Raw genomic sequence first — 22,398 nt, forward strand, 5'->3', positions numbered from 1 at the left:
CCGGTCTATTCGGGCCAGAGCTCTGTCTTGGTCATGGCCGCCTCCAGTCTGCGGGCCTCGGTGTCGTCGCGGGGTGGAAGGGGCATGAATCCTTCGGTGAGGCCCAGCATGCGGCCCATCACTGCCATCGTTCTCGCACAGAAATCCTCTATGCCAACGAGCTGGAAGAGTTCCTTGAGGCGGTCTTCATCTACGTCGTGATACCTCGTCAGCACATAGGCATCGACCAGATGCTGCAGTGGAGCCCGGCGGTGTTCCAGCTCGTATTTGAGGTTCAGCATGCCTATGCAGAGCCTGCGTTCTTCGGTTTCGCCCTCCTTAATGTTCTCGTTGAACTTGTTGCGCAACAGGATATTGCGCGACAGTATCTTCCCGTCGGGAAGGCTGCCCGAGGCGTAGATGGTGTTGCTGGCAAACCGTTCAACGTCTTCAATAACGAGGGTGGGGGCTGCAAATTGTATTCTTTCCAATCCTTTTTTCAATGTTTCGTCTACGTGCTCATCGGCCGCATAGAGCCATATTATGCGCCAGTCTTCCCCTGCGAGTTCTGCCAATTCCTGCCTCACGGCGGCGCAAAGCGACGAGTCGCGCAGGGCATCGTCGTCGACACCCAGCTGCAGCAGGTGGGCGACGGCCTGCTTGGAGCGGTCGGTCAGGAGCAGCCGGGCATTGGTGTCCATGACCTTGCGGTAGAGCCTCTGTATCGCCAAGCAGAAGTCGTCGAACTGAAACAGACTTGTGAGCACAGGGTTCTTGATAAGGGCCACCCGCGGATTCCAGCCCAGCCGAACGAAAGTTTCGTATTCCAGCTTGCCGCACACATGCACGACCGAGGCCAGCCGCACCATCCGTCTTTGCAGGGTCATGAGGCGAACCGTGCGGTGCTGTCTCATCATCCAGGGCTGAAGCCCGCCCAATGGAGTGTAGACCGTGGGGATATGGAGCTTGTAGGCCTTGGCCAGCAGCTTGGCGGCACCGGCATTCCAGCATCCGAAGACGTGCACCAGATGGAACTCGGCGAGTGGGGGCAGGGCCATCCGATGGCGCGGGGTGGCCAGCGTTACCTTGGCATTGGCTTCCAGAGCCCGCGCCAACTGGCTGACGAGCTCGTGGTGGATGCCCACTTCGTCGAACTCGGCAGGGATGTAAAGAAGATAGTTGAGTTGGGACATGGACTCACTGTTTATGGGTCGTGAAGTTGAGTTTGTCGGCCATACGGTGGCGGACGAGGTAGCCCAAATGGTGCCATATCAGGCTCGCCTCGAAAGGAACAATCTTCAGGAGGGGCACGTTCTCGCCCATGGCCTTGAGCGCGCGATGGGCAAAGCAAAGGCGCAGACCCAGTGTGGCCAGCAGGGCAACCCCGGCGGCGGCGAGTATCCACACGTTGCCCGTCAGGGTGGCAACGGCGATGGCCGTCAGTTGCAACAGATAGTTGAGGTGCAGGGCTGTCTGGTCGAGATTGAAAAGCAGACGGTGACGCCGGCTGCGCAGCAGGTATTTTCGAGTCTCTAAATAGTAGATGTGGCGGTTGGTCCAGGCTTTCGGCGTGGGTTCGTCGTCTATGAGGTAGGCCTCGCTGTCCAGCACGAGGGCCGTTGTGCCCTTGGTGGCAAACTTGTTGACGATGAAATCGTATTCGCCCCAGATAAGATTCAGGTTGCCCAGATAGCCGTTCCCGGCCATGAAGTCGCTCTTTCGGAAGGCCATGTTGGTCCCGTTGGTACGATAGGCCGTGCCTTTTTGCGCCTCGCGCATCAGGTAGTGGGCAGTGTAGGCATGGGAGAATCGCTTGAAGTCTGCCGTGCCTTCCTCATACTGGTTGTAGCCGATGACCAGCCGGTTGTCGCCGCAATGCTGCCCGATGTGTTTGAGCCATTGGTCGGATGCGGGTTGGCAACAGGCCTCGGTGAGCACGATCCACTCGGTCGTCGCAGCTTTCACGCCGAGCGTGACGGCCAGTTTCTTGCGGCTCATGTAGCGGGATGAGTCGGGAATATAGGTAATGTACAGGCTGGCGTAGCACGGCTGTTGCTCGTGTTGTGCCTGAATACGTTTCAGCAGATCCCGTGTTTTGGAGTCGTGCTGCTCCACAACGACGATGACTTGATAGCCGGAAGGGTAGTCCTGCTGGAGTAGGGCGGGGAGGTGGCGCGCCAGCCGGTCGGCCTCGTCGTGCGGGGTAAGGACGATGGACAGGGGAGGGAGCGGGTGGGGAGCGGTGTCGGCGGGCTCACGGGCGGCGTCTGTTGGCTGCACTTTCTTGCGGAATCTGAAGAAAGGGGAGAGCATAGAAGTGAGAACGCCCAGCACAAGAAGTGCCAGGCTCACAAGGAGGGTTGTTCCGTCTAATGGTAATATGTTCATGTCTTGATGATATTCTCAGGCCGCGTCAGAGGTCTTCCGAGAGGTATCCTTGCGGGAGTTTTCTGCAATTGTATTGGCTGGCCATGATTTCGCCGTAGGCTCCGGCCGACCGGATGGCCATAAGGTCGCCCCGCTGCGGCAGGTTCAGATCGATGGCCTTGGCAAAGACATCGCTCGACTCGCAGATGGGGCCCACCACGTCATAAGTGCCGAGAGGCCTGTCGCTGGTGATGTTTTCTATCTTGTGGAAAGCCTGATAAAGGGCCGGACGAATGAGGTCTGTCATGCCGGCATCCACGATAACGAACTGCTTGTACGTGCCTTTTTTGATGTAAAGCACGCGTGTAATGAGCGAGCCCATCTGGGCCACTACCGCCCGTCCCAGCTCGAAATGGAGCCGTTGTCCCGGCCGCAGCTTGAGATGGCGGCCGTAGGTGTCGAAAAATTCCTTGAACTTGGGGATTGGTTCCCGGTTGGGATGGTCGTAGCTCACGCCCAGTCCGCCACCCACGTTGATGTTTTCCACTTTCACATGATGCCGTTCCAGCATATCCTGCAACTCGTTGATGCGGTTGCATAGGGCCTCGAAGTCACCCATGTCAAGTATCTGACTTCCAATGTGGAAATGTAGACCGATAAAGTTAATGTGGGCCATGGCCGCAGCAGCTTCTATGGCTGGTTCCATGTCACGCATGGTAATGCCGAACTTGTTTTCGGCAAGGCCGGTCGTAATGTTGGCGTGTGTGTGTGCTCCCACATCGGGATTGATGCGGAAGCACACGTTGGCCACTTTGTTCTTACGGGCGGCCAGCTCGTTGATGACCTCCAGTTCGGCCACACTCTCCACGTTGAAACAGGAAATGCCGGCCGTCAGTCCCAGGTTGATTTCCCAGTCGCTTTTGCCCACACCGGCGTAGACTATCCTTGAAGCGGGGAATCCCGCATCCAGACAAGCCTGTATCTCGCCACCGCTCACGCAGTCGACCCCGAGCCCTGCCCGGCAGATGATGTCGAGCACTTTGGGATTTGCATTGGCTTTGACGGCGTAGTGCACCACAAAGTTCTCGTGCTTTCCGGCCTCGTGCCTGATGGCATCGAGTGTCCGATGCAGGATGGACGTATCGTAATAGTAGAACGGTGTCTGCACTTTCTGGAACTTGTCAGTGGGAAAATGACCTTTCATGGTTGCTGCAGTCGTGTCGTGTGTGTTGTAGAATGCGGTGTCGGGGAAAAGGCGGCCGACCGTGCCGGCCCTCCCTTTATTTGAAAAGCGTGTCGCTCAGATTCTGCAAAGCACGCTTCTTGTCCGACTCCTTGATGAGGAAAGATATGTTGTAGTTGCTGCCACCATAACTAATCATGCGGACGGGGATGTCTTTCAGGGCATCCGTGGCCCAGGTCTCAAAGCCCAGATTGCTCCAATCCAGGTCGCCCACAACGCAGATGATGCACATGTTCGAATCAACGGTCACGGTGCCATATTTCTTCAGTTCATCCACGATTTCTGTCAGATGGGTGGCGTTGTCAATGCTCATGGAAACCCCAACTTCCGAGGTCGCAATCATGTCAATGGGGGTTTGGTAGCTCTCAAAAATCTCAAACACCTTGCGTAGGAAGCCTGTAGCAAGCAGCATGCGCGACGATTTGATCTTGATGGCCACAATATTGTCCTTGGCGGCTACAGCCTTAATCTTGCCCCGCACCAGCACATTGTCGATAATTGTACCGTCCGCCCGGGGATCCATCGTGTTTTTCAACCGCACGGGGATGCCGGCATATTTGGCGGGCTGCACGCAGGTGGGGTGCAGAATCTTGGCTCCAAAGTAGGCCAACTCTGCGGCTTCCTCGAAGTTCAGCTGGCGAATGGCGTCCGTATGGTCCACTATACGGGGGTCGTTGTTGTGCATGCCGTCGATGTCAGTCCAGATTTGAATTTCCTCGGCGGGCAGGGCGGCGCCGATGAGCGAAGCCGTATAGTCGGAGCCTCCGCGCTGCAGGTTGTCCACCTCGCCGTAGGCATTGCGACAGATGAAACCCTGCACGATGTAAATCTGGTAGTCCGGATTGTTCTTCATGACCTCGCCCAGCTTCTCCCGAATGTACTGGGTGTCGGGCTCTCCGTTCTTGTCTGTGCGCATGAAGTCCAGTGCATTAAGCAACACGGCCTTGGTGCCCGTCTCCTGAAGATAGTTCACAACCATGTTGGTCGATATGATTTCGCCCTGGGCTACAATAGCCTTTTCCTCGAAGCTGGTAAACAGATCTTTGGTGAAAGAGCGCAGGTAGTTGAACTCGTCAAGCAGAAAAGCACGAGTCTTTTCCTTATATTCGTCGGTCGAATAGAGCTCTGCAACATGGCCCAGATACTTTCTTTCCAGATTGTTGATGACTTCATTGGCCCCCTCCGGATTCTTTTTATAGAGGTAATTGCTGATTTCTACAAGCGAGTTGGTGGTGCCACTCATGGCAGAGAGCACGACAATGGTGGGTTCTCCGGACTCGGTAATCAAGGAGGCGACGCTCTTCATGCGTTCTGGGCTTCCTACAGAAGTACCTCCAAATTTAAGTACTTTCATCTTATTGCATGTTTAATTTTAATATTCGCATGGGGTTGTAGCCGCATCATGCACGAGGCACCTGGCCGCGTGCTCAGTCTTTTTCGTCCTCGGAGAGGTCGATGCGGCTGTATTCGTGGGTCACATCATAAATGTGTCCGTCCTTGCATCGGTAGACAATGCCGGGGAAGCGGTCGAGCATGCCAATGTTGTGGGTCGACATGATAACGGTCGTACCCTGCGCCGTGATGTCCTTGAGCAGTCCCACGATGTTGTTGGCCGTCTCGGGATCAAGGTTTCCTGTAGGCTCGTCGGCTATAATCATCTTAGGCTGATTCAGCAGTGCACGCGCGATGGCAATGCGCTGCTGCTCGCCGCCCGAGAGCTCGTGGGGCATGCTTTCTTTCTTTTCTGCCATGCCCACGGCGTTCAGCACGTCGTCAATGCGCTGGTCCATTTCTTTCTTGTCTTTCCATCCCGTAGTCTGCAATACGAAGCTAAGGTTCTTGTAAACACTACGATCGTGCAGCAGTTGGAAGTCCTGAAAAATGATGCCCATCTCCTTTCTCAAGGCCGGAATATCCTTGCGACGCAGGGCTTTCAGGTCGCGTCCCAGCACCTCCGCTCTCTCTGTCTCGTCTTCTTCGAGGTCAAGTTCACAATAGAAAGTCTTGAGCAGGGAGCTCTTGCCCGAGCCAACCTTACCGATGATATAGATAAATTCGCCCTCGTCGGCATGGAAATCGACATCTTTCAATACAAGGTTGTTCTGCTGATATACATTTACTTTCTGATAGTCTATAAGCATAATTGATGGTGAATGATAGGTTGTTTTGTGGTTATTCTTTGCTCTTGGCCTCCCTGCGGGCCTTGTCCCAGTCAGGATTATGGCGTTTGGCCAGCTCAAGAGCCACATCCTCGATGCGCAGTCCCTTGTCGGATAGCAACACAATAAGGTGGTAAAGCATGTCCGAAGCCTCGTAAATCAGCTTCTCATTACTGCCGTTTGTAGCCTCGATGATGGTTTCAACGGCCTCTTCACCCACCTTTTGAGCGATCTTGTTCACCCCTTTCTTAAAGAGGCTTGTGGTGTAGCTGCCCTCGGGCATATCCTTTCTCCGTTTGTCGATAAAGTCTTGAAGTTCAGACAAGAACTCCATGGGATTTAAGCGATTCTCCTCTCCCCAGCAAGTGTCGGTTCCCTTGTGGCAGGTGGGGCCGCAGGGATGAGCCTTGACCAACAACGTGTCGTTGTCGCAGTCGTTCTGGATGCTCACGAGGCGAAGAAAGTTCCCCGAGGTCTCGCCCTTGGTCCAGAGGCAGTTTCGGCTCCGGCTCCAGAACGTCACTTTCCGGTTTTCAATGGTCTTCTCGTAGGCCTCTTGATTCATGAATCCCAGCATCAACACGTTCTTGGTAACGGCATCCTGGACGATGGCGGGCACGAGTCCGTTCATTTTATGAAAGTCGATTTCCATATCTTTTCAGTTTTAAATTCTGACATTGATGCCCTCCTGGCGCAGGTAGGCCTTGAGTTCGAGTATCTCAATCTCGCCAAAATGGAACACGCTGGCGGCCAGGGCGGCATCGGCCTTGCCCTTGACAAAGGCATCTCGAAAGTGTGCCATCGTGCCGGCGCCGCCGCTGGCAATCACGGGCACGGGCACTTCGTCGGACAGTCGGGCCAGCGCTTCGTTGGCAAAGCCCTGCTTCACGCCGTCGTGGTTCATGCTGGTGAAGAGTATTTCGCCCGCTCCACGGTCGGCCACTTCGCGGGCCCAGTCGAAGAGCGAAAGGGGCGTCCGCTCCCGTCCACCCTTGACATAGCAGTGCCATCCGTCCTCATCCAACCGCGCATCTATGGCACACACACAGACCTGAGAGCCAAATTTCCCGGCTATCCGGTCGATGAGCCGAGGGTTGCAGATGGCCGAAGAGTTCACGCTCACCTTGTCGGCTCCGGCGTAGAGCAACCGTTCCACATCCTCCAAGGCGTTGATGCCGCCGCCCACGGTGAAAGGAATGTTGATTTCCAGGGCCACACGGCTCACCATGTCGGCAAAGGTCTTGCGCTCCTCAACACTGGCCGTGATGTCGAGAAACACCAACTCGTCGGCTCCGGCGTCGCTGTAGGCCTTGCCCAGCTCCACCGGATCGCCGGCGCTGCGCAGCCCCACGAAGTTGGTTCCTTTCACTGTCTCGCCGTTTTTCACGTCGAGACAGGGAATGATGCGTTTGGCCAATCCGTTCCTATCCATAGTCACAGTGCACTCAAATTGATTTTACCTTCGTACCACGCCTTGCCGAAGACAACCGCCGGGATGCCCGCCCGGTCGAGATCCACAATATCGGCGTTGCAGCTGATGCCGCCGCTGGCGATGAGGTGCAGCTGCGGATAGCGGGCCATGATTTGCCGATACAGGGCCGTGGCCGGGCCAGCCAGCGTGCCGTCTTTGGAAATGTCGGTGCACAGCACATTCTGCACGCCGGCCTCTACATACTTTTCGAGGAAAGGAAGCAGCTCCTCTGCCGAGTCCTCTTGCCAGCCGTTAATGCTCACCCTACCGTTTCTCACGTCGGCTCCGAGAATCATGCGTCGCGCGCCGTAGCGGTCAAGCCATGAGACGAAGAGTTCCGGCCGCGTCACGGCAATGCTCCCGGCCGTCACCATGGCTGCTCCGGCCTCGAAGGCTTTCTCAATGTCGGCTTCGCTTTTGATGCCTCCACCGAAGTCCACCGTGAGCCGGGTGGCCGCGGTGATGGCACGCAACACACGCTCGTTGACGACGTGGCGCGACTTGGCCCCGTCGAGATCTACGACGTGCAGACGCTTAAAGCCCAGCTGCTCAAACTCCTGTGCCTGGGCAACCGGGTCTTCATTGTATATCTTTTGCTGCGCATAGTCCCCTTTGGTCAGGCGCACACATTTGCCGTCGATGAGGTCTATGGCCGGTATCAGTTCTATCTTCATCATACAGGAAAGTTCCGATGTCGTTTATTTCATGGAGAGGAAATTGTCCAACAGACGCTCGCCCACCTTGCCGCTCTTCTCCGGATGGAACTGGGTGGCCCAGAAATTGTCTTGGTGCATGGCCGCTGAGTAGGGTAGGATATAGTCGGCACGGGCTATGGTCTGTTCGCATACGGGCACATAATAACTGTGTACGAAGTAGACGAAATCCTGAGGTTTGATGCCCTTGAACAGGGGGCTGCGCGTGTCATGGAGGGCATTCCAGCCCATGGCCGGCACCTTCTCCTCGTGCCGTTCGGGCCAGAAACGCTTCACCTCGACCGGGAACACGCCGATGCAGTCCACGTCGCCCTCCTCGGAGTGGCGGCAGAGTAGCTGCTGCCCCACACAGATGCCCAGCACGGGTTGGCGCAGCTCACGGATGAGCTGGTCCAGGCGATGCTCGTGCAGGTAGCCCATGGTGGTCTTGGCATTGCCCTGTCCGGGAAAGAGTACATGGTCGGCACGCTGCAACTGTTCCGGGTCATCCGTGATCTCCGGTTCGATGCCCAGCCGCCTCAAGGCATTGACTACCGAGAAGATATTGCCCGCATTGTATTTGACGATCGCTACCTCCATGTAGGCTTAACTGAAGATGATGGTCTTATTATTATAGGTGAGAATCTTGCGCTGGATGTGCTTGGTGACGGCACGCGACAGCACAATCTTCTCCAAATCCTTGCCTTTGAGCACCAGCGACTCGGGTGTATCCTTGTGCGACACACGCATCACGTCCTGCTCAATGATGGGGCCGGCATCGAGGTCGGCCGTTACATAGTGGCTCGTGGCACCGATAATCTTCACGCCGCGCTCCCATGCCTGGTGGTAGGGTCTGGCTCCGATGAAGGCAGGAAGGAAGGAGTGATGGATGTTGATGATGTGGTGCGGGTATTCTTTGATAAGGTCGTCGCTCACGATTTGCATGTAACGGGCCAGCACGATGAACGTCACCCGCTCTTTCTTCAGCAGCTCCATCTCGGCAGCTTCAACCTCGGCTTTGTTGCTGTGGTCTTTCTTGATGGACCACACGTGGTAGGGAATGTCGAACTGTTCGGCAATGTATCGCAGGTCCTCGTGGTTGCTCACGATGCAGGGAATGTCGACATTCCACTCGCCGGCTTTGTATCGGGCCAGCAGGTCGTAAAGGCAATGGCTCATCTTGCTCACGAAGATAGCCATGCGGGGACGCTCGTCATTAAAGTAGAGATTGAACGTCATCTGGTATCTCCGGCAGTACAAGGTCTCGACATATTCTTGTATCTTATCCCGCGGGATGAGAAATTTCTCCAGCTCCCACTCTATGCGCATGAAGAACATACCGTCTTCTCGATCCACGTATTGGTCCAAATAGACGATGTTTCCCTTGTTGTCTGTAATGAACTTGGTCACTTCCGAGATGATGCCCGGCTTGTCCGGGCAGTGTAAAAGCATAACAGCTGTTGGCTTCATTTGCATTCTTTTGTTAGATAAGACTGTGCAAATTTACACATTATCTTTCACAAATAGGCAATAATGAAAGAAAAAAGGTGGATATTGCTTGCAAGTTATAGCCGCAGCCCGCCGTGCAATGCTTATTCTGAAAGCGGCTGGCGGCACCGACAAGACAGTTTGCAAAGCGACTCAATCGGTGAGTTTGAGAATCACGGAAGTGGCTCCAATCGTGAAGAGGGCCCCGTCCTCGATGACGCGTGTCTCGCGATCGCCCAGGATTTCATTGTCTACAAAAGTGCCGGTATTGCTGGGACCGTCGCGCAACACGTATTTCAAGCGGCCCTTTTTGTCGCGGCTTACGTTCAGGATGCAGTGGGTCATGTCAACGCTTGGGTCGTTGGTTTCGATGGGACAATTGATGCCTGAGCCCTTCATGTAGCGGCCAATCACGTTGTCGCCCATTTGCAGCGGAATGAGCTGCTTGTAATGGAACACGTTCTCAATGACGAGAATGGAGCCTACTCCGTTGCTTTCTGCCGTCTCCTCGGCATTCTCTTCCTTTTGCGTCTTGCGCAGTTTGGAGGTGCCGATGCGGATGCCAAACTGCTTGTTGCAGCTGGGGCACACGAAGACAAGCGACTGGCCGACTTGGTATTTGGTCTCGTCAAAGGTGATAAAATTGTCACATTTGGGGCAGCGTACGCGTTTCATCGTCTTAGTTTTTCATGACCCAAGCCTCTGCAAACTCGGACTTCTTGTTGAGCATATAGAGCTGACGGTAAGCCTCTTGCCGGGTTGCATAATGCCCGTAGACCACCTTGGCCCCACGGGTTCTGACCATCATTTCGGCCCGGTCGTAGCCCCGGCGGTGCAGGTCGGCCACGTAGGCGGCCGCATTCCTGCGTGTCACGCGGCTGGCCAATACTATAGTATAAGGTGTGGCTGCCGAGTCGACAGTCGGGCCCACCGCCTGTTTGCCCATGGCGACCGGCACTTGACTCACGGCCTCCTTGACGGTTTCTTCGCCTGTGGTCACGTTCTTGGGCATGATGCGCAGCAGCAAGCCGGTGTCCACCTTGCTCTGCACCAGGACCGTATTGTTGTTCGACAGCGGAGCCGGAACCAGCAGGAACACCAGCAGGGCTATGCAGGCCACGGCCATATTGCGCCAGATGGCAATCTGCAGGGCATGCCGTCTGCCATCCTCCAAGGGCTCTTCTTCTTCAGATGTTTCGACCGTACTGACCATATCGGCGGCCTGTGCCGTGCGGACAGGCAGTTCAGTCAAGGCCGTTGCAGCGGCCAACTCGCTCTCCAACTGGGGCACACTCTTCAGCTCGAAGCTGTCGAGCCCGTAGAGTCCGGGGGTGAGCAGACCTGCCTCGCAGGGCTCAAACTCGTAGCTGCCCCGCTCGCCCAGCCGCAATACGCCGATGTCGGACAGCTCATAGCAGCCGTCATTCTCCAGATGCTGGCGCAACTCGCGCACCTCATCCTCTATGCGGGTCACGGCATCAGGGTAGCTGATGTCGTAGGCCTCCACATACGACTGCGCCAACAACGAGTCGTTCAGCGTGAGTTTAGGGTTGAATCCAATCGTGCGCAACGGCGGGAGGAACAGTCCGTCCCGCTCGTCTCTCCGCGCGTCAGCATAGTGCGCCATGAATCCTCCGAAGTCGGGGATGATGACGCAGTCGTTGCTGAGCAGCAGGATTTCTATGTGCCGATCCAATTCAATCATACTCGTGCAAAGGTAATAAAAAGCAAGAGAAAGGCCAAGTGTTTGCCGGTGAAAAATCCTCGAAGAAAAAATAATCCTGCCGTTTGTGCCCCGTTTCAGATTAAATAATTAACTTTGCTGGCAATAGTTGGAAGTAGCGGATGGGCCGCGAACCGCTTACCGGATTGCCAGACCGTCTGTCCGACTATGCATAAAACATGATATGAAGAGGTTATATATTGTTTTGGTGGCTTTCGTGACGGTGTTGAGCTCGTGCCGCGACCGTTCCGCACGCACACAGCCCCCCGCTGAAGACCGCAACGCCAAGCAGATGCTGCAAGGTGTTTGGGTGGACGAAGACGTGCAGGATGTGGCTTTCCAGGCCAAAGGCGACACCATTTTCTATCCCGACTCCACCAGTCAGCCGGTATATTTCCAGATATTCAAGGACACACTGGTGCTGCATGGAGCCAACGATGTGAAGTACCCCATCCTGCGTCAGACACGCCATCTTTTCGTGTTTCGCAACCAGAATGGCGACGAGGTGAGGCTGGTGCTCAGCGACAATCCCGACGACAAGATGTTCTTCTCGGGCAAGCGTCCGATGGCGCTCAACCAGAACCGGCTCATCAAGCGCGACACGGTGGTGAGCTTCGGCAGGGAAAAATACCACTGCTACGTGCAGGTGAACCCCACGACCTACAAGGTGGTGAAGACCTCTTATAACGACGATGGCGTGGCCGTGGACAATATTTACCACGACAATATCATCAATCTGAACGTTTATCACGGCTCTGTCAAGCTCTTTTCGGGCGACTTCCGCAAGCAGCAGTTTGCGGGCAAGGTGCCCCGGGAAGCACTGAGCCAGTCCATCCTCAGCGACCTCACACTCCGCTCTGTCGATGAATCGGGCATTCATTATGTGGCTTCACTGATGATTCCCGACAGCATGAGCAGCTTCGAGGTGATGGTCACCGTGGGATTCGACGGCCGCATGAGCATGCGCGTTTTCTGACAGTCGCGCACATGGGCCTTGCCCGTGGCTCTATGGCCACGGACTCCTTGTTCGGTATTTCTTGTATTTTCTCTTTAGTTTTACGCCGTAAACGCCTCACGTTTACGGCGTAATGTCTCTGCGTTTAAGCCGTTTTGATGCTGCGTTTGCGCCGCTTTCGTTTTAAGGTTACGCCGTTCTCATTTTAAGAATACGGAAAACTTCTTAGGCCACGACACACTCTACAGCACGAGTTACCTCGAACATGACGTGCAATGTACCGGTCATGTTGATTTTGATTTAAAGTATTGGGAAAACAAAAAAAGGCGGCTCCGACAACCGTAACAAGAACAACGGGGTTGTCGGAGCCGCCCTTGGGGCTTTGTTTATCCTCCGCAGAAGAAGAGGACAACGATTTGGGCTGTGAAGATGCGCAGGAACATGCTCAACGGGTACACAGTGGAGTAGCCCACGGCCGGGGCATCCTTGGTGCAGCTGGCGTTGGCATAGGCCAGTGCGGGCGGGTCGGTGTAGGTGCCAGCAATCATGCCCATGATGGTGAAATAGTTGAACTTGTACTTCAAACGGGCAATGGTACCCATGATGAGGATGGGGATAATGGTGATGAGGAAGCCCGTGTAGACATACTTGAGGCCGTCGCCCGCCACGACCGTCTGCCAGAATCCGGCGCCGGCCTTGATGCCGACGCTGGCCAGAAACAGCACAAGGCCTATCTCGCGAAGCATCATGTTAGCCGAGGTGGTGGTGTAGGTCACCAGCTTGAGACGGTAGCCGAAGCGGCCGATGAGGATGGCAATGATGAGCGGGCCGCCGGCAATGCCCAGCTTCAACGGCACGGGCATGCCCGGAATGGCAAGGGGAATGCTACCGAAGAGGATGCCGATGACGATGCCTATGAAGATGGTGGCGATGTTGGGAGCGTTGAGACGCTTCACCGAATTGCCCATCATGTCGGCCACGCGGTTCACATTCTCTTCGTGGCCCACAACCATGATGCGGTCGCCCACCTGGAAATGGTGGTTGCGACTGGCAAAAAGATCCATACCCTGACGGGAGATGCGCGTCACGTTGACCCCATAGACACTGGAGAAGTGCATCTTGCCGAGGGTCTTTCCGTTCATCTGAGGATTGGTGACGACGATGCGACGCGAAACCATGGGCTGCCTCTCCATGTTGCCGCGGTCGTCCCATGCCACGTCTATCTCCGGGCCGATGAAAGCCTTGATGGCCTCGGCGTCGGCCTCGGCACTCACGATAAGCACCTCGTCGCCGACGTTGAACACCGTGTCGCGGGTGGGAATGCTGAGCGCGCCCTCGTGGTTAATGCGGGTGCACACCATGTCGCGGTTGAGAAATTCCGAGATTTGCAGCAGCGTTCGGTTGGCAATATAGGCGTTGGTCACCCTGAGCGTCATGACGTGCGGCTTGGCGTGCGGGTTCTCTGCCTCGGCTTCGGAGAGCTTTTCCTCCTCTTCCTGGAGGCGCGTCTTGGTGATATAGCGGATGGCGATGGTCGCCCCGATGATGCCCAGCACACCCAGCGGATAGGCGCAGGCATAGCCGTTGGCAATCTGTGGAGCGTCTCCATTGCTGAATACGGCCCCCAAAGCCTCGTTGGCCGCACCCAGTCCCGGCGTATTGGTAACGGCTCCATAGAGGGTGCCCACCATCATCGGCAGGTTGATGGGATTGCTTGTGTCGAAGAAGATGTAGTAGCAAGCAAACATGACCAGCACGTTGAGCAGAATGGTGACCGTGGAAAGCAGGTTGAGCGTAACGCCTCCCTTGCGGAAGCTCTCGAAGAAACCGGGGCCCACCTGCAGGCCAATACAGAACACAAAGAGAATCAACCCAAAGTCCTGCATGAATGTCAGGGTGGGCGTGGGGGCCGTGAAGCCCACGTGTCCGGCCAGAATGCCGGCAAAAAGCACAAAGGTGACGCCAAGCGAGATGCCGCCAATCTTGATCTTGCCCAGCAGTACACCGACAGAGATGACAAGGGCATAGAGCAGGGCAATGTGCGCCACGGAGTCTTGGGTCGTGAAAAGTTTAATTAACCAATCCATGTGAAAATTTAGTGAATTTGACTGCAAAAATACGAAGATTAACGCAGATGGCAAAGCCCAAAAGCCTAAATTGTGACGCTATGCAAACACAAAGTTCAGGACAAAGAGCACCGAAAGCACGACAAGCGTCCAGTTGAGCTCGGACCACTTGCCGATGCAGAGCTTCAGAATGACGTAACTGAGAATGCCCAGGCAGATGCCGTCGGCGATGCTGTAACAGAGCACCATGGTTATCATCGTAATGAAAGCAGGGAACGCTTCGGCCACATTGCTCAGATTAATCTTCTTCATGGAGTCGAGCATCAGCACGCCCACCAGCACCAATGCACCCGATGTGGCCGGACTTGGAATGAGCAGGAAAACGGGGGAGAGCAGCAGGGAGAAGATGAACAACAGGCCCACGACGAAGCTCGTCACGCCCGTGCGACCGCCCTCGGCTATGCCCGAGGCGCTCTCCACATAGGTGGTGATGGTGCTGGAACCCAGCATGGCTCCGCAGGTGGTGCCGATGGCATCGCTCATCATCGCCTCCTTGACGTGAGGAATGGTGCCGTCGGCCTTGACCACACCCGTCTTTTGGGCCAGCCCGACGAGGGTGCCCACGGTGTCGAAGATGTTGACGATGAGCAGGGAAATGACTACAAGCAGTGTGTTGGTGTTGAGGAGGCTGGCGAAATCGAACTGGCAGAAGATGGGGGCAAGGCTATGGGGAACCGAGACGGGGAACCAATGCTCCGGTATGCGGGTGACGCCCATGGGAATACCAATGACTGCCGTGGCGATGATGGCGTAGAAAAGGGCACCCTTTACCCGGCGGGCCATGAGGATGCCGCTAAGCATGATGGCGATGATGCCAAGGATGGAGGTGGGCGTGAACTCACCGAGACCGACGAACGTGCCCTCCTTGGGGACGATGATTTCGGCATTCTTCAGTCCGATGAAGGCAATGAACATGCCGATGCCACCCGAAATGGCGTAGCGCAAATTCTCGGGAATGGAGTCGAGAATCATCTCTCGAATGTTGAAGAAAGTAATCAGCAGGAAAATGAGTCCCTCAATAAACATGATGGCCAGAGACTGTTGCCAGGTGTAGTGCATGGCTTGACAGAGGGTGTAGGCAAAGAAGGCGTTGAGACCCATACTCGGTGCCTGGGCAAACGGCAGCTTGGCCATAAAAGCCAGCAACAGCGTGGAGATGGCAGCTGCCAGCGCGGTGGCGGTGAAGAGGGCGCCCTTGTCCATGCCGGTGCTGGCCAGGATGGTGGGGTTGACGGCAAGCACATAGCTCATCGTGAGAAACGTGGTGGCTCCGGCAACAAGCTCTGTGCGGAGTCGGTTTGAGGCGGGATTGAATCCTAATGCTTTCTCAAAGAATTTCATAACACTATATAAAATTGAACGAATGGATAATCAGGTGTATGGTCAGTCTTGGTCGGACACGATATGGTGCTGGGCCAGCCAGGCATCAATGAGCCGGCGGGCTATGGACAGTTTTTGTGGGATGCGCGGCAGTTGGTCATAGCGAAACCAGTTGCCCTTGGAGAGCTCGGACTTCTGCAGATGGATGTCGCCCGCCACATAGTCGGCATTGAAGCCCACCATCAGGCCGCAGGGGTAGGGCCATGGCTGCGAGCCGAAATAGCGGAGGTTGCTTATCGTGACCCCTGTCTCCTCCATGACCTCGCGTGCCACGGCCTCCTCGAGGGTCTCGCCGGTCTCGACAAATCCGGCTACGAGCCCGTAGAAGTCGGACTTGAAGTTGCGGGCATGCACCAGCAGCACCTCGTCACCGCGATGGATAAGCACGATGACGGCCGTGGCCAGTTGCGGCCACACTTCCTTGCCACACTGGGTGCACTTCTTGGAAATGTCGGTGGACATGCGCATGGGGGAGCCGCACACACCGCAGAAACGGGTGTTGCGGTCCCAGTAGAGCAGCTCCTGACACTTGCCGGCCTTGAGGTACAAGGGGCGGGACAAGTGGAAGAACGATTCGCGGAGCCCCATGAACGTATAGCCGTGGCGGGCCAGCGCAGGGTCGGTCACCGTGAGCTGTTGCGGATCGTCAATGCTGAAAGTCCTTACTTCGGTGCCGTCGGACATGGGGGTAATGTCCATCACGTGGGTCCATGGCTGGATGCCGACGGGTGGTTCCTCGGCACAAGGTATGGTGAAAGCTCCGTCGGCCTGTTTCTCCAACAGCAGGTCGGTTTTACAAAATACGAAATAAAACCTGCGCATGTTAACGTCTTGTTTCTTAAAAGAATGATGAATGCGGAAGAAGTTATCGGTCGAACAGAAGACGGCGGTCGCGCTCGGCTGCCGGCCGTACCCAGCTCTCGGGCACGAAACGCCAGTTGTGGTTGGGCTTGGGATCCATCACTCCGGCCCTTTCGATCTCCTGCATCAGGTAGTGGCGCTGGTCCTTGTCCGACCGCCACACGATGCGGCTTTCCAGGCTGTCTTGTGGAATCCCGGCACCTCGGGTGAGCAGCTCGCCGCCGCCGTTGCCTCGGTAGCTGTTCACGGCCACGCGGTACCAGGCATCCTCATGGAAAGGCGCACCGTTGCTCATGCGGAGAATGTGCACTTTCTGCCCATCGGGGCGCGTAACGTTGACCTCGTAATCAATGCCGGCTGCCGCATCAAAGTTGAAAGAGAAATTCTTGAATCCCATGCGCTGGGCATCGCCCTGTGTGGTGGAGTCGAGCAACAGGAGGTGGTCTTCCGGGCGCTTCATGGTGTTGACCCATTGGTCGTAGCTCATTTCCAGATGCTTGCGGATCTCGCGGCCGGTGAGCCGCATCACGTAGAGCTGATTCTCAAATTTGTAAAGACTGAACATGTCGCTTACGCGGACGGAGCCCTGCCGGATGCTGTCATTAAAGGAGAGGGGCGCATTGAACGAGACGTCGGCCCCAGTGATTTTCAGCTGCAGGTTGAGCACCAAATCGTTGAAGGCTGAGTTGCCGAAATAGCTGTCGCGCGTGTAGATGGAGTGCTTGAATTCTCCTATCCGGCGGTCGACGTAGCGGTTCACTTTGTCGGTGAAATATTTGAAGTGGGTGGTGAAAACGGTGTCGATGGGTTCGTGGGTTACGTCGTGGAGCGTGCCCCGGCATTGGGTGATTTGCCAACGGCCCCCTTGTCGGATGAGCGAAAGGGTGGCCTCTGCTACAGCCATGGCGTTGTTGGCCGGGTTGAGACAAAGCACCTGGCGGCCCTCGGTGTTGGTCACGTAGTCGTTGTAGCGGGTATGGTCGTGCCCGAACAGCACCACGTCGAAGCCCGGTACTTCCCGGGCCACTTTCAGGGAGGCGTCCTCCATGTAGTCGGGCGTGGTGATGCCGCCCTCACGTCCCGAGTGAAACAGACCGACAACCACGTCGGCCTTCTCATGCTCGCGTAGCACCTTGACCCATCGGCGGGCCGAGGCAGTCATTTCTTCAAAGCGCAGCCCGCTCCACAGCGGCTTGGCCAGCCAGTTGGGAATGGCTGGGGTAAGCATGCCGAGCACCCCGATTCTGACTCCGTTGCGCACGAGGACGGTGTAGGGCTTGACATAGGGCTGGCCCGTGGCGGTGGAGACAATGTTGGCGCCAATAACGGGGCACGTGAGCTCGCTGAACCATTTGTCGTAGACCCGGTGCCCGGGTTCAATGTCGTGGTTGCCTACACCCTGGGCGTCGTAATGCAGATAGTTCACCACGTCGGATGCGATGTTTCGCTCCAGCGTGTCAATGTAGTTGGAGTAGTAGGAGACCGGCTGCCCCTGAAGAATGTCGCCGTTTTCGAGCAGTATCAGCCGGTCGCCATAGCTGGCCCTGAGCCGGTTGACGTAGCTGCTGACGCGGGCCAGGGAGCCCGGTCTGGGTTTGCGTGCAATGAAATCGTAGGGGAAAAAAGCACCGTGCACGTCGGTGGTCTCAATAATCTTCAGTTCGATCGTCTTGTCTTTTGCGTCTGCCATATTCGCGTGTAGCAAGGTCATTGCCAACAGGCAACACGAGAGTGTTGGTTTCATGTTGAGTTCTGTTTTTTGATTTATTGCCTGAAACAGCCGTGCAAAGGTAATGGTTTTCACTGGAAATCGCAGGATTTCCGTGCAATATATGAGCAGACCCGTGTGATAAAAACCGTTTTTCGGCAGATTTAACACTCATAGCCTTGCATCTATTGCCGAAAAAACCTATATTTGTGAGTGACATATAAAAGATGTGGCTTACTTAAAACCAACGACTATGAACTTACATGAAAATTTTGTGATTACCATCAACCGCCAGTTTGGGACCGGCGGTCATGAGATTGGTATGGAGCTGGCCCGGCGGCTTGGTGTGAAGATGATAGACAAACAGATTCTGCGGGCCGTGGCCGAAAAGTTCCATCTGACGGAGCAGGAGGCAGAACTGCTGGAGACCCAACGCCCTTCGTGGTGGGAGGATTTCACCATGTTCTATCAGGGCTTCATCAAAGTGAACGAGTATGTAGTGAACCCACGCGACATCACATCGCGCCAGCTCTTCTACGCCCAGGCCCGCGCCATGAAAGAAATTGCAGCTAAGGAGTCGTGTGTGGTGATAGGGCGGTGTGGTTTCGACGTGTTCAAAGAGCATCCAAACCGGCAGAGCATCTTCCTCCATGCCCCGCTCGATGTGCGGTTGAACCGCATCATGAAGAAATATCATGTGGATGAAAGAAAGGCCCGTGTCATGATCGAGGACAACGACTACACGCGTGAGCTCTATACCAAGCTCTATACCGGCACCGAACGCTACGATGCCCGCAACTACGACCTGACGCTGGATGTGTCGGCTTTTGGCGTAAATGGCGCAGCCGACTTCCTGATGGGCTATATCGGCGCCTGAATCCTAAATGCCCCGGCTTTGGCCGGGGCTCTATATTGAACGGTACGGACGGGGACGCACACCGCACGTTTCCCTACATATATAAACCGCGGTTATTGTTTTGATTCTGTCTCTTTTCTCTCTTTTATCCTTTTTACTTTTGTACCTTTTTACTCTTTTTTCTTGCTTGTTTCCCAAACATTCACTACCTTTGCACCGCATTTGTCGCAAAACATGTACACCATTAAGAGATACAACAGAGCTGAAGAGGCGCAGGGAATCGCAAAATTTCCTGCAAATTTTTCGTCGAATTGTTTGGTAGTTCCAAATAATTTGCTACTCTCTCTCTCTCTCTCTCTCAAGCCACTGGCGTAACCTCTCTCTAAAACACTTACGCGTACGCGCGCGAGGCGAACCTCGCGCAACCCCAATAGGCAAAGGACTCCCCGGAGTTTCCCTTGCCCAACTTTTCGTGCCCTTTAGTCAAGTACAAATAAAAGGATTTTATTTACTTTTTATATAAACATAACAGCAAATGAAAAAAGAAATCAAGCCGGTCAGGCAAATGACCGTAGCCGGAAAGCGGACTTATCTTCGTCCGATGTGTGAATGTTTCCAAGTGGAAGAAAACGAATTTATCTGTACCTCTGTTTATCCACAAGCTCCGCAGTCTGAGGAAGAAGAGTGGGATCAGGATGAAGAAGTGCCTGGAGGCGAGTGGGAACTGTAGTCTATGGCGTCCACTACAAGTATGAACGACAACTCTCAAAGCAATGAATAAAAGATTTCTAAGATTGGCCCTGACTGTTTTGACCGGTCTGCTGCTGACCGCCTGTGGAAACGACAGTCAGCCCGATGCCCCTGTGAAAGAGGAGAAGCAAAGTGCAGCCACATTTTCGATAAACATAGCCTCGTACAATGATGAGGAGGAAATCACCCGTTCCTCCAAACTTGAGGAGACGCAGAGGCAGGCTATCGACTTGGGCAACGGACTCGAAGCTGAACTGAGTATTGAACGAGACACGATGCAGAGCAACACGCATGCAGCTCAGACACGCGCTGCCATGCCCAACCAGCACTACACCATCTATGCCATGCAGGGAGGCAGCCGCGTGGGCGATGTGCTGAAAGGTACAGTGAGCGGCAGCGGCACAAGCCAACACTTCACGCCCGATGCCGGCTACAAAGACAGACTGCTTCTTCCGGCAGGAACCTACACCTTTGTCTGCTACAACGACAAAGTGTCCGATGACGGCACACGCCTCTCCGTGACTCGCGCCAACGCAGGGACGGCTCTTATCGGCACCACGACGGCCACCATCAGTGGTGTGCGCTACAATGTTCATTTCGTCATGAAGCATCAAGCGGCTCGCGTGCGTGTGAAGATGATGACCTATTGGCCCATCCAGAACATCAAGGGTAGCTTACAAGGTAACAACGTCAACGAGCTAGCCACCTATCAGGCCGACCCCACGGCCACGCCCACCTATTCCGCCCCCGCCACATTCAACGAGGCACTGACCTATCCTGACGATTTGGTAGAAGAACCCTATGGTACAGGAGAAAACGGCAGGGAATATGGCAGGTATTATTCAGAAACGCAGAACTATCAATATGTCCTGCCCAATACCAATGCCAACCAGCTCTCGCTGAAGTTTACTTCCGGTGAGCTCTACCGTGATCCCCAACACCACAGCAAGTCGCTGGTGGGCTACCTGCACAACATTACCACCTCGAAGCCTCTGCTGGCCAATGGCAGCTATGTGCTCCGGGTCGACATCTACTACAAAGCCAATTATTTGTTTGAAGACGGCGTTGTCCGCACCTACGTCAACCGTGGTACGCATACCCCTATCGCTGCCGTCTTGAAAGATAATGATGGAACAGCCCATTCCGGTACAGCCATCGCACTACTCATTGCAGCAGAACAAAACTGGTCCACCACCTATCCGCAACAGGACACTCCCACGATGACCACCAATTTTACCACCCATGCAGCCGCCATGGACGGGGAGTCGCAGACGTGGAGCAATTTCTACACTCCAGATGGCACGATAAAGGCCCTTAGCACCAAATATCCTGCGTTCTACTATGGAGCCAACTTGTTCGATTCGCGTGACGCCACAGGCCAGATGACCACGCGTCTGGGAGCTAATCTTAGTCGATGGTATATTCCCTCCTTTGGCGAGTGGAAATTGGCGGCCCACGTGCTGGGCTATCTTGACCTGAGCAATGTCAACGACTGGGGCGATTACACCAATGGCTGGGACTATCAGATGTACAAGGTTTTCTTTCTCCAAGCCGGCGGACAATATTTCCCGGTCAATTATTCCTGGGCTACGGCAGAAACGACAGACTCTTATGCCGGCTGGGCTGCCAATACGGAGACTCAAGGATTTAGATTTGGTTGGACGGGCAAGTTTAACACGCTGTTCATCCATCCATTCATCCATTTTTAAGCATCCTACACCCTTCTGCTGTCATTTCTATAACGGCAGCAGGAGCTTTCTCTATTCAAGAAAAGACGGCTTTGCGGATACACAGAGCGTGTGTCCCTACGCCAACACCCGTTTTCCAACATTGGGAAGACCGGAAAATAAGAAAAAACGGTCGTCCCAATGCTGGGAAAACGTAAAAAAGAGAGAAACAGCGTTTCCCAATGTTAGGAAGATCTAAAACCGACGAAAAACGGCTTTCTGCAGCTGATGAAACGTTGAACCGACGAAAAAATGGCTGTCAGCAGCTGATGAAACGTTGAACCGACAAAAAAAACGACTTTCAGCAGCTGATGAAAGGCTGAACCAATGAAAAAATGGCTGTCAGCAGCTGATGAAAGACCAAACAACCCAAATCTTTTAAACTTGAACGATGATGGAATTGAGAAACGTAAGAAAAGGACAGCTCCAGCACATGGAGCACTACCAGTTTGCCGACCGCGTGCTCACGCTCTGCAAGGAGGCAAAGACCGAGAAACTCACCGCCGTGCTCGGGCCCCTCGAGGCCGCCGTGGCCGAGGAGGACAAGGCCCTGAACCAGCCCCGCACGGAGCCCAACACGCAGAAGATGCGCGAGGCCGACGAGCGGCGCGACAGGTCGTACCAGGCACTGCGGCTCGCCGTGGCCCTGCACCTGCACAGCACCGACGCGGCCGTGCTGGCCGCCGCCGAGGCCGTGAACCGCGTGATGGAGGCCTACCCCAACGTCACGGCATCGAACTACGACAAGGAGACGGGGCTCATCCGCAACCTCGTGGCCGACCTGGGCACGGACGACGTGGCACAGCACGTGACGAAGATCGACGCCGACCTGTACGTGAACCGGCTGGAGATGGACAACACGGTGTTCGACAAGCTCTTCCACGCGCAGCTCAAGACGGGCGTGACGGCCGGC

General features: G+C 55.2%; 21 protein-coding genes. 5 read left to right on the forward strand and 16 right to left on the reverse strand.

What is annotated here, in order from left to right; genetic code table 11:
- Positions 1 to 5: 5 nt before the first annotated feature.
- The 12 genes from L888_RS0108895 to L888_RS0108950 all read right to left on the reverse strand — a co-directional run bounded on the left by L888_RS0108895 (position 6) and on the right by L888_RS0108950 (position 11,104).
- Positions 6 to 1,172, reverse strand: a complete 1,167-nt coding sequence (locus L888_RS0108895) for a glycosyltransferase (protein ID WP_027952634.1) — start codon at positions 1,170 to 1,172, stop codon at positions 6 to 8.
- A 4-nt stretch (positions 1,173 to 1,176) separates the two neighbouring features.
- Positions 1,177 to 2,367 (reverse strand): glycosyltransferase, encoded by a 1,191-nt coding sequence (locus L888_RS0108900; RefSeq protein WP_027952635.1) that lies wholly within the window; start codon positions 2,365 to 2,367, stop codon positions 1,177 to 1,179.
- Between the two features lie 25 nt (positions 2,368 to 2,392).
- Positions 2,393 to 3,550, reverse strand: coding sequence for a diaminopimelate decarboxylase (lysA, locus tag L888_RS0108905; RefSeq protein ID WP_027952636.1), 1,158 nt, complete (start codon positions 3,548 to 3,550; stop codon positions 2,393 to 2,395).
- A gap of 76 nt (positions 3,551 to 3,626) precedes the next feature.
- Positions 3,627 to 4,943, reverse strand: a complete 1,317-nt coding sequence (locus tag L888_RS0108910; protein ID WP_027952637.1) for an aspartate kinase — start codon at positions 4,941 to 4,943, stop codon at positions 3,627 to 3,629.
- A gap of 73 nt (positions 4,944 to 5,016) precedes the next feature.
- Complete coding sequence (locus tag L888_RS0108915; protein WP_027952638.1) at positions 5,017 to 5,730, reverse strand: cell division ATP-binding protein FtsE; 714 nt, start codon at positions 5,728 to 5,730, stop codon at positions 5,017 to 5,019.
- Between the two features lie 31 nt (positions 5,731 to 5,761).
- On the reverse strand, positions 5,762 to 6,400 hold the full coding sequence (gene hisIE, locus L888_RS0108920; RefSeq protein WP_027952639.1) for a bifunctional phosphoribosyl-AMP cyclohydrolase/phosphoribosyl-ATP diphosphatase HisIE: 639 nt from the start codon (positions 6,398 to 6,400) through the stop codon (positions 5,762 to 5,764).
- 12 nt (positions 6,401 to 6,412) lie between these two features.
- Complete coding sequence (hisF, locus tag L888_RS0108925; RefSeq protein ID WP_027952640.1) at positions 6,413 to 7,180, reverse strand: imidazole glycerol phosphate synthase subunit HisF; 768 nt, start codon at positions 7,178 to 7,180, stop codon at positions 6,413 to 6,415.
- A gap of 2 nt (positions 7,181 to 7,182) precedes the next feature.
- On the reverse strand, positions 7,183 to 7,893 hold the full coding sequence (gene hisA, locus L888_RS0108930; RefSeq protein WP_027952641.1) for a 1-(5-phosphoribosyl)-5-[(5-phosphoribosylamino)methylideneamino]imidazole-4-carboxamide isomerase: 711 nt from the start codon (positions 7,891 to 7,893) through the stop codon (positions 7,183 to 7,185).
- 24 nt (positions 7,894 to 7,917) lie between these two features.
- Complete coding sequence (gene hisH, locus L888_RS0108935) at positions 7,918 to 8,511, reverse strand: imidazole glycerol phosphate synthase subunit HisH (protein WP_027952642.1); 594 nt, start codon at positions 8,509 to 8,511, stop codon at positions 7,918 to 7,920.
- Between the two features lie 6 nt (positions 8,512 to 8,517).
- On the reverse strand, positions 8,518 to 9,381 hold the full coding sequence (gene purU, locus L888_RS0108940) for a formyltetrahydrofolate deformylase (protein ID WP_015298418.1): 864 nt from the start codon (positions 9,379 to 9,381) through the stop codon (positions 8,518 to 8,520).
- A gap of 171 nt (positions 9,382 to 9,552) precedes the next feature.
- Complete coding sequence (locus L888_RS0108945) at positions 9,553 to 10,074, reverse strand: FHA domain-containing protein (RefSeq protein ID WP_027952643.1); 522 nt, start codon at positions 10,072 to 10,074, stop codon at positions 9,553 to 9,555.
- Positions 10,075 to 10,078: 4 nt separating this feature from the next.
- Entirely contained in the window at positions 10,079 to 11,104 is a 1,026-nt protein-coding gene (locus L888_RS0108950) for an HU domain-containing protein (protein WP_027952644.1), read from the reverse strand.
- Positions 11,105 to 11,306: 202 nt separating this feature from the next.
- Between L888_RS0108950 and L888_RS0108955 the strand changes: the two genes are divergently transcribed.
- Positions 11,307 to 12,098 (forward strand): DUF4738 domain-containing protein, encoded by a 792-nt coding sequence (locus L888_RS0108955; protein WP_027952645.1) that lies wholly within the window; start codon positions 11,307 to 11,309, stop codon positions 12,096 to 12,098.
- A 365-nt stretch (positions 12,099 to 12,463) separates the two neighbouring features.
- On the opposite strand, the gene L888_RS0108960 is transcribed toward L888_RS0108955, so the two are convergent.
- The 4 genes from L888_RS0108960 to L888_RS0108975 form a co-directional block, all read right to left on the reverse strand.
- A complete protein-coding gene (locus tag L888_RS0108960) occupies positions 12,464 to 14,164 on the reverse strand; it encodes a putative transporter (protein WP_005843477.1) in 1,701 nt (566 codons plus the stop codon).
- 78 nt (positions 14,165 to 14,242) lie between these two features.
- The gene (locus L888_RS0108965; RefSeq protein ID WP_005843480.1) at positions 14,243 to 15,544 is read right to left on the reverse strand and encodes an NCS2 family permease; all 1,302 of its coding nucleotides are present in this window, start codon (positions 15,542 to 15,544) and stop codon (positions 14,243 to 14,245) included.
- Between the two features lie 42 nt (positions 15,545 to 15,586).
- Positions 15,587 to 16,405, reverse strand: coding sequence for an NAD(+) diphosphatase (nudC, locus tag L888_RS0108970; RefSeq protein ID WP_027952646.1), 819 nt, complete (start codon positions 16,403 to 16,405; stop codon positions 15,587 to 15,589).
- A 43-nt stretch (positions 16,406 to 16,448) separates the two neighbouring features.
- Positions 16,449 to 18,134, reverse strand: a complete 1,686-nt coding sequence (locus L888_RS0108975; protein ID WP_245594852.1) for a bifunctional metallophosphatase/5'-nucleotidase — start codon at positions 18,132 to 18,134, stop codon at positions 16,449 to 16,451.
- Positions 18,135 to 18,405: 271 nt separating this feature from the next.
- Between L888_RS0108975 and L888_RS0108980 the strand changes: the two genes are divergently transcribed.
- From L888_RS0108980 to L888_RS0109000, 4 genes are all read left to right on the forward strand, one after another.
- Positions 18,406 to 19,029: a cytidylate kinase-like family protein gene (locus L888_RS0108980; protein ID WP_005843487.1), complete on the forward strand. Its 624-nt coding sequence runs from the start codon at positions 18,406 to 18,408 to the stop codon at positions 19,027 to 19,029.
- Positions 19,030 to 19,543: 514 nt separating this feature from the next.
- Positions 19,544 to 19,738, forward strand: a complete 195-nt coding sequence (locus L888_RS13520; RefSeq protein ID WP_005843489.1) for a hypothetical protein — start codon at positions 19,544 to 19,546, stop codon at positions 19,736 to 19,738.
- A gap of 43 nt (positions 19,739 to 19,781) precedes the next feature.
- Positions 19,782 to 21,467: a hypothetical protein gene (locus L888_RS0108995; RefSeq protein WP_005843491.1), complete on the forward strand. Its 1,686-nt coding sequence runs from the start codon at positions 19,782 to 19,784 to the stop codon at positions 21,465 to 21,467.
- 409 nt (positions 21,468 to 21,876) lie between these two features.
- Positions 21,877 to 22,398 (forward strand): DUF6261 family protein (locus tag L888_RS0109000; protein WP_245594853.1); only part of this gene is annotated, 522 nt, incomplete at its 3' end.

Origin of the sequence: Hallella seregens ATCC 51272 (genome assembly GCF_000518545.1) — a bacterium.
Taxonomy (GTDB): Bacteria; Bacteroidota; Bacteroidia; order Bacteroidales; family Bacteroidaceae; genus Prevotella; species Prevotella seregens.

Coding starts and splice junctions, on each gene's coding strand:
- lysA (WP_027952636.1), bottom strand. CDS start 3,550: ATGAAAGGTCATTTTCCCACTGACAAGTTCCAGAAAGTGCAGACACCG.
- L888_RS0108910 (WP_027952637.1), bottom strand. CDS start 4,943: ATGAAAGTACTTAAATTTGGAGGTACTTCTGTAGGAAGCCCAGAACGC.
- L888_RS0108895 (WP_027952634.1), bottom strand. CDS start 1,172: ATGTCCCAACTCAACTATCTTCTTTACATCCCTGCCGAGTTCGACGAA.
- hisIE (WP_027952639.1), bottom strand. CDS start 6,400: ATGGAAATCGACTTTCATAAAATGAACGGACTCGTGCCCGCCATCGTC.
- L888_RS0108995 (WP_005843491.1), top strand. CDS start 19,782: ATGAATAAAAGATTTCTAAGATTGGCCCTGACTGTTTTGACCGGTCTG.
- L888_RS0108915 (WP_027952638.1), bottom strand. CDS start 5,730: ATGCTTATAGACTATCAGAAAGTAAATGTATATCAGCAGAACAACCTT.
- L888_RS0108975 (WP_245594852.1), bottom strand. CDS start 18,134: ATGGCAGACGCAAAAGACAAGACGATCGAACTGAAGATTATTGAGACC.
- L888_RS0108960 (WP_005843477.1), bottom strand. CDS start 14,164: ATGGATTGGTTAATTAAACTTTTCACGACCCAAGACTCCGTGGCGCAC.
- L888_RS0108955 (WP_027952645.1), top strand. CDS start 11,307: ATGAAGAGGTTATATATTGTTTTGGTGGCTTTCGTGACGGTGTTGAGC.
- L888_RS0108980 (WP_005843487.1), top strand. CDS start 18,406: ATGAACTTACATGAAAATTTTGTGATTACCATCAACCGCCAGTTTGGG.
- L888_RS0108945 (WP_027952643.1), bottom strand. CDS start 10,074: ATGAAACGCGTACGCTGCCCCAAATGTGACAATTTTATCACCTTTGAC.
- L888_RS0108900 (WP_027952635.1), bottom strand. CDS start 2,367: ATGAACATATTACCATTAGACGGAACAACCCTCCTTGTGAGCCTGGCA.
- L888_RS0108950 (WP_027952644.1), bottom strand. CDS start 11,104: ATGATTGAATTGGATCGGCACATAGAAATCCTGCTGCTCAGCAACGAC.
- nudC (WP_027952646.1), bottom strand. CDS start 16,405: ATGCGCAGGTTTTATTTCGTATTTTGTAAAACCGACCTGCTGTTGGAG.
- purU (WP_015298418.1), bottom strand. CDS start 9,381: ATGAAGCCAACAGCTGTTATGCTTTTACACTGCCCGGACAAGCCGGGC.
- L888_RS13520 (WP_005843489.1), top strand. CDS start 19,544: ATGAAAAAAGAAATCAAGCCGGTCAGGCAAATGACCGTAGCCGGAAAG.
- hisA (WP_027952641.1), bottom strand. CDS start 7,893: ATGAAGATAGAACTGATACCGGCCATAGACCTCATCGACGGCAAATGT.
- hisF (WP_027952640.1), bottom strand. CDS start 7,180: ATGGATAGGAACGGATTGGCCAAACGCATCATTCCCTGTCTCGACGTG.
- hisH (WP_027952642.1), bottom strand. CDS start 8,511: ATGGAGGTAGCGATCGTCAAATACAATGCGGGCAATATCTTCTCGGTA.
- L888_RS0108965 (WP_005843480.1), bottom strand. CDS start 15,544: ATGAAATTCTTTGAGAAAGCATTAGGATTCAATCCCGCCTCAAACCGA.